Annotated in this window: 5 protein-coding genes; 2 read left to right on the top strand and 3 right to left on the bottom strand. The window is 40.8% G+C overall.

All coding sequences use genetic code 11. The annotated features are described in order from the left end of the window. The first annotated feature begins 46 nt into the window (after positions 1–46). Positions 47–1,108 (top strand): ArsO family NAD(P)H-dependent flavin-containing monooxygenase, encoded by a 1,062-nt coding sequence (locus tag E1176_RS06810; RefSeq protein WP_155209854.1) that lies wholly within the window; start codon positions 47–49, stop codon positions 1,106–1,108. An 8-nt stretch (positions 1,109–1,116) separates the two neighbouring features. Here E1176_RS06810 and E1176_RS06805 read toward each other — a convergent pair whose 3' ends face one another. Both E1176_RS06805 and E1176_RS06800 read right to left on the bottom strand, forming a co-directional pair. Next, entirely contained in the window at positions 1,117–1,674 is a 558-nt protein-coding gene (locus E1176_RS06805; RefSeq protein WP_155209853.1) for a thioredoxin family protein, read from the bottom strand. An 86-nt stretch (positions 1,675–1,760) separates the two neighbouring features. Then, entirely contained in the window at positions 1,761–4,277 is a 2,517-nt protein-coding gene (locus tag E1176_RS06800; protein WP_155209852.1) for a DUF5916 domain-containing protein, read from the bottom strand. Positions 4,278–4,422: 145 nt separating this feature from the next. On the opposite strand from E1176_RS06800, the gene E1176_RS06795 reads away from it, so the two are divergent. Continuing rightward, a complete protein-coding gene (locus E1176_RS06795) occupies positions 4,423–4,926 on the top strand; it encodes a metallophosphoesterase family protein (protein WP_155209851.1) in 504 nt (167 codons plus the stop codon). A gap of 59 nt (positions 4,927–4,985) precedes the next feature. Here the strand turns inward: E1176_RS06795 and E1176_RS20580 are convergent. After that, positions 4,986–5,308, bottom strand: a 323-nt coding sequence (locus E1176_RS20580) for a hypothetical protein (protein WP_185152676.1), incomplete at its 5' end; no start/stop codon positions are given.

Genomic DNA, 5,308 nt, shown 5'->3' with positions numbered 1-5,308 from the left:
ATAGGGGTTTCTTCATTGACATAAATATACCTATACTTGCAGCAGTATGACAAGCGAAAAGACATACGATGTAGTGGTAATAGGTGGCGGACAAAGTGGGTTGGCTTGCGGCTATTTTTTGAGACGCTCCAAATTAAACTATGTGATTCTAGATGAGCAGGAAACTCCAGGAGGCGCCTGGCTCCACACGTGGGATTCTCTAAAGCTCTTCTCTCCTGCCGAGCATAGTTCATTACCGGGCTGGATGATGCCAAAGGCTAAAGAAGAGTACCCTTCTAAAGACCATGTGATACAATATCTTACAGATTACGAAAAAAGATATAAACTGCCCATTCATCGTCCGGTAAAGGTAGAGCGAGTTAGTAAATCAGATAAAGGGTTTGAAATAACGACAAACCAGGGTACTTATAACACAAAAGCCCTAATAAGTGCTACAGGTACCTGGAAGAAACCTTATGTACCAGAGATAAAGGACTTTGAACGCTTTGAGGGGCAATCATTACATTCCTCTGCCTACTCTTCCCCTGATCAAATTAATGGCCATGAAGTACTTGTGGTAGGCGGTGGAAACAGTGGCGCACAAATACTAGCAGAATTATCTAAAACACACGCTACCACGTGGGTAACCCTAAAGGAGCCGAAACTGCTTCCTGATGAGGTTGATGGAAGGTATTTATTTGAGTTTGCGACAAAGCAGTACAAGGCCAAATTAGAGGGTAAAAAGATCGAACCTGCAGGCTCCTTGGGTGATGTTGTAATGGTTGAAAGTGTAAAAGATGCCAGAGATCGTGATGTACTTCACAGTAAACGACCTTTTGAAGCCTTTTACGAAGATGGTGTGGTTTGGGCGGATGGCACAAAGCAAAAGTTTGATAGCGTAATCTGGTGCACAGGTTTTAAAGCCTCTCTAGATCACCTTTCCGGCTTATTTAATGGCACAAAACCTGCCAAAATTAAAACTAATCTAACCAGCGCTCAGGAAATTGACGGACTATGGTTGGTTGGCTATGGTAGCTGGACCGGTTATGCCTCAGCTACACTTATCGGTGTTGGTCGCACAGCACGACAAACTGCTAAAGAAGTAGAATCATATATCAAAGGTGAGTAACCTACGACTTACTTCTTCCACTTTATATTACACCCTTGACTAGGTATTTGGTCTTCTGTAATAGGATTCCCTTTCAGAAGGTCATCTAAAGCATTTCTCAGATCCTTGCCGTTGAGTTCTTTTTCATTACCTGGTCTTGACTCATCCAGCTGGCCTCGATAAACTAATTTTAAGTCTTTGTCAAAAACGTAGAAATCGGGTGTACAGGCAGCATCATAGGCTCTGGCAACCGCCTGAGTTTCGTCATATAAGTAAGGAAAAGCATAGCCCCATTTTTTAGCCTCCTCCTTCATCAACTCAGGAGAGTCTTCCGGGTAGTTCTCTACGTCATTGGAACTGATTGCTGCAAATTTTACTCCCTCAGGTATGTAGTCTTCTGCCAGCTTTACGATTTCAGGTTGTACGTGCTTCACATACGGGCAATGGTTACAAATAAACATGATAACCGTAGCCGTTTCGCCTTTTATGTCTTCCAAAGACATATTACGCTCTGTGATAGCATCAGGCAGGTTAAATGAAGGCGCCTCCGTCTCCAGAGGTAGCATATTTGACGGGGTAAGTGACATAGCTATTAATTTTAGGCTGCAAAACTAATAAACTGATTGAAACACCAAAAGTTTAATGGAATTGGGTCACCATCATGACAGTCAGGCTAAATACTTCTGCGTAAAGTCATGTAATCGATAAAGTAAGTAAGCCTGAAGCTTAAACTATTGCTATGTGGTTGATCTATAACCTGTTGAAAGTTCTTGGCAAAATCCGTTTCTGTATCTTCAGTAGAAAATAAGCTTGCATTTCTCCAGGCTACTGTAAAAAAGCTACCCGGTGCTACCTGCCAACTAAAATTCAAATCAACATTAAAGGCATTGAAGTTAATGTCATGGTTAGGCACACCATCACTATCCTCACCATTATAATCTTCCTCAGTGAGGCTTCCGTCTTCGTTGAGTTGATAAAAATCTTCGTAAGAAACCTTGCTCCACAAGTGTCTCACCCTTGCATTGAGGGCTATTTTATTTGTGAACGTATAGTTCAAACCAAGTCTATTTTCTGTATTTACGATATCCCTACCTCCAAACACAGTGGCCTCTTCTGAGATATTCTCATTTTCTCTCACCTCATCACTTACTGAAACATATCCAATGTCTTTCAGGCTTTCGCTGCGACTCACATTATACGTCACTGACAATTTATCGTTTACCCTAAGTCTTGAGAAGGCACCCATATATAAGTCTTTCTGCGACCACTCCGGCCTGAACCATCTACCGCCCCATACATTAAAAAACAAGGGTTTACGGCTATCAGTATACATTCTTAGATTAAAATTCCATGCCCAGGGCTGTACAAAAGGCAGCTCATTTCTCGATTCGAAAAAATCATTTTCGCCTTCCGGAATGAAATTAACACCATAGCCCACACCCCAGAAATTTTTAAACTGGGCATCTCCGTTATACCCCACATTGTAGGTGACAAACTCTCTGGGTTTATACAGCAGACTGTGGTTAAAATAGACCCTATGTCTCATATCGTTGAATATGGAAAACGGCTGAAATATATTGTAGCTTAATCTTGCTGAATGGCTTAGCTCATTATTTGACCTGATAAAGCCCATATCATTGATGCGGTAATTATCACTCTCAACATTTCTGCTCACACTATATTGCCATGTACCACTTACTTTAGAAAACGAGGCTGCATATCTATGGCCTACATCTGTCGTTTTTTCTCCTTCCGAGTCCGTATCAAATATAGAACTTATTGCTACCCGAGCGCCTACTCGGTAAGTATTTGTCTTATCATAAATTGATGCATCTGCCGAGCTTACATTAGCATCTCTTCCACCATCCGACCTTATTACACTTGTATTTATTACGCCAATACTTGAGTTATTTTTAAGATTTTGATCCACCACAAGTACATTATAGTTTGTAAGCGGGTCATATAGCACTTCTTCTCGGTTGTACACAGCATAAATGCTATCTTGCTGCTCCTCATCATAAACTTTTCCATATTGCAAATCCGGAACATCCACTTCAGCATAGGTTTTCCTGGTCAACCCATTAAAAAAACCTATACCAGTACCTTTTTTAGTTCTACCTGAAAGTTTCGTAGCATTAATCAACGGGGCATTTCCAGGTGTGCTTATTACCTCATCCTCATCTCCGGTCTCAAATACCAACCCTTTCGACTGCCCTACCCTTCTGGAGTAGAAAAGGCCTCCTCGATTAAAAATATCGGTATTTTCGGTAAAGAATGGTCTGTTTTCACTGAAGCGTACTTCAAAAGGTGAAAGATTAAGCACCTGGTCGTCTGACCTTACCTGACTAAAATCAGGGATGAGGCTTACATCAAGTGTAAAACTCTCATTTATCCCATATTTAAGGTCCATACCACCACTTATTGAGGCTTTACCCTCGGCAGCGGCTGCACTGTGATCGTACAAAGCCGTAATATAAGGTGAGAAAGAAAGTCTTAATGGCGGTTCTATGTTTTTTAGGCCAACCAATTTACCAGACTGGTTTACCAAACCTCTCACTGCATTGTCTACCGGGTTCCAGTAAGAGGTTTGTCTCATACGCTGAACATTGCGGTAAAGGTTTAGCCCCCAAACCTGATGCTTTTGCTTGGCAAACCTAATGGCGTAATACGGTATCTCAATTTCTACATTCCAACCGTCTTCATCTATTTTAACTGCACTTTTCCATACAGCATCCCAATTTCGGTCTCTTCCACCACCGGAGTAATAAATATCTGTCTGCACTCCTGCAGCACTCACTTTAAAGAAAAAAGCATTCTGTCCGTTATTATAGGTATCTAATAAAATACCAAATTCGTCCGCATTTTTACCATCATCGTCTCGTGCGCCAAGCTCTTGTAAAATTTGATCGGGCTGATCATCATAAAGTTTAGCCGCCACATAGATGCCTTTGTCGGTATACACAATATCAACAGCTGTTCTAAATTCTGACCGCTGCCCATTGTTGGGAGAAAATTCAGTAAATACCAAGCCATTATTCAGCCGACTCCAGGCTTCGTCATCAAGGTTACCATCTATTACTGGTGCCGAGCTCGATGGTATGGCATCGAAGGTCTTAACCTGACTAAATGAAAATATAGGTGTGAATATAAAAAATGCGGCCAACCAGCTGCCTACTCGACTCAACTTCATGCGCTTTTATTCGCTTATTAAAATACTAAATTTGCTACCTGTAAAGTAAAAAATGACTTCAAACATATAATTCTTTCCTTACGATCTCAACGGCAAATCACACCGAAGGGAAAGAAGTTTTTTAAATGGTAATTATTGTACAAATATGAAAATCGGACTTTTCTCAGATACACATAACCACCTTGACCCTAAGGTATTTAAGCACTTTGACGATTGTGATGAAATATGGCACGCTGGTGACATAGGCACAGCTGCCATAATTCACCAGCTTGAAGAGTTTAAACCACTACGCGCGGTCTATGGCAATATAGATGGTAAAGATGTCAGAGCGATTTGCCCAGAAGATCTGTGGTTTACTGTCGAAGGTCTCTCCATCTGGATAACACACATTGGTGGCTACCCGCCTAAATACAACCCTCGAACGAAACGGATATTAAAAGAACGTATACCTGATATTATGATATGCGGCCACTCGCACATTCTGAAAATCATGCGTGACCCTGCCAAAAATAATATGCTACATATAAATCCCGGAGCTGCCGGTATTCATGGCTTTCATCGTACTAAAACCTTGGTAAAATTCGACTTAAAAGCTCAGGAAATAAGCAATATGCAAGTCATTGAGTTAGGTAGTCGCACCTCAGGTTAATACAATAAAAAAACCTCAATCTTTCGATTGAGGCTAGCAATATTATTTGTAGAAAAGACTTATTTGTCGTCTTTCTTATCTTCAGTTTTCTTAGCTGCAGCTTTTTTAGCAGCAGGCTTCTTCTCTGCTTTAGGCTTATCTTCTTTTTTAGCCTCTGCTTTCTTAGCAGTAGTTTTTTTAGCAGGAGCCTTCTTTTCTTCCTTTGCAGGAGTTTCAGCTTTCGCTTCTTCTTTTTTATCAGATTTTTTAGAAGCGTTCTTTTTAAACTCTTCTTTTATCTTTTCAACATCTACAGTTTCGATAACAGGCTTGCTGTTAAGTCTCTGTATAGTTTCTTGTCTTACCCTTGCTACGGTTCTATTTCTTCTTGCTTTTCTTTTAA

The sequence above is a fragment of the Fulvivirga aurantia genome (genome assembly GCF_009711475.1).
GTDB lineage: Bacteria > Bacteroidota > Bacteroidia > Cytophagales > Cyclobacteriaceae > Fulvivirga > Fulvivirga aurantia.
The sequence above is the reverse complement of the archived record's forward strand: the minus strand, read 5'-3'. Positions and strand labels throughout refer to the sequence as shown.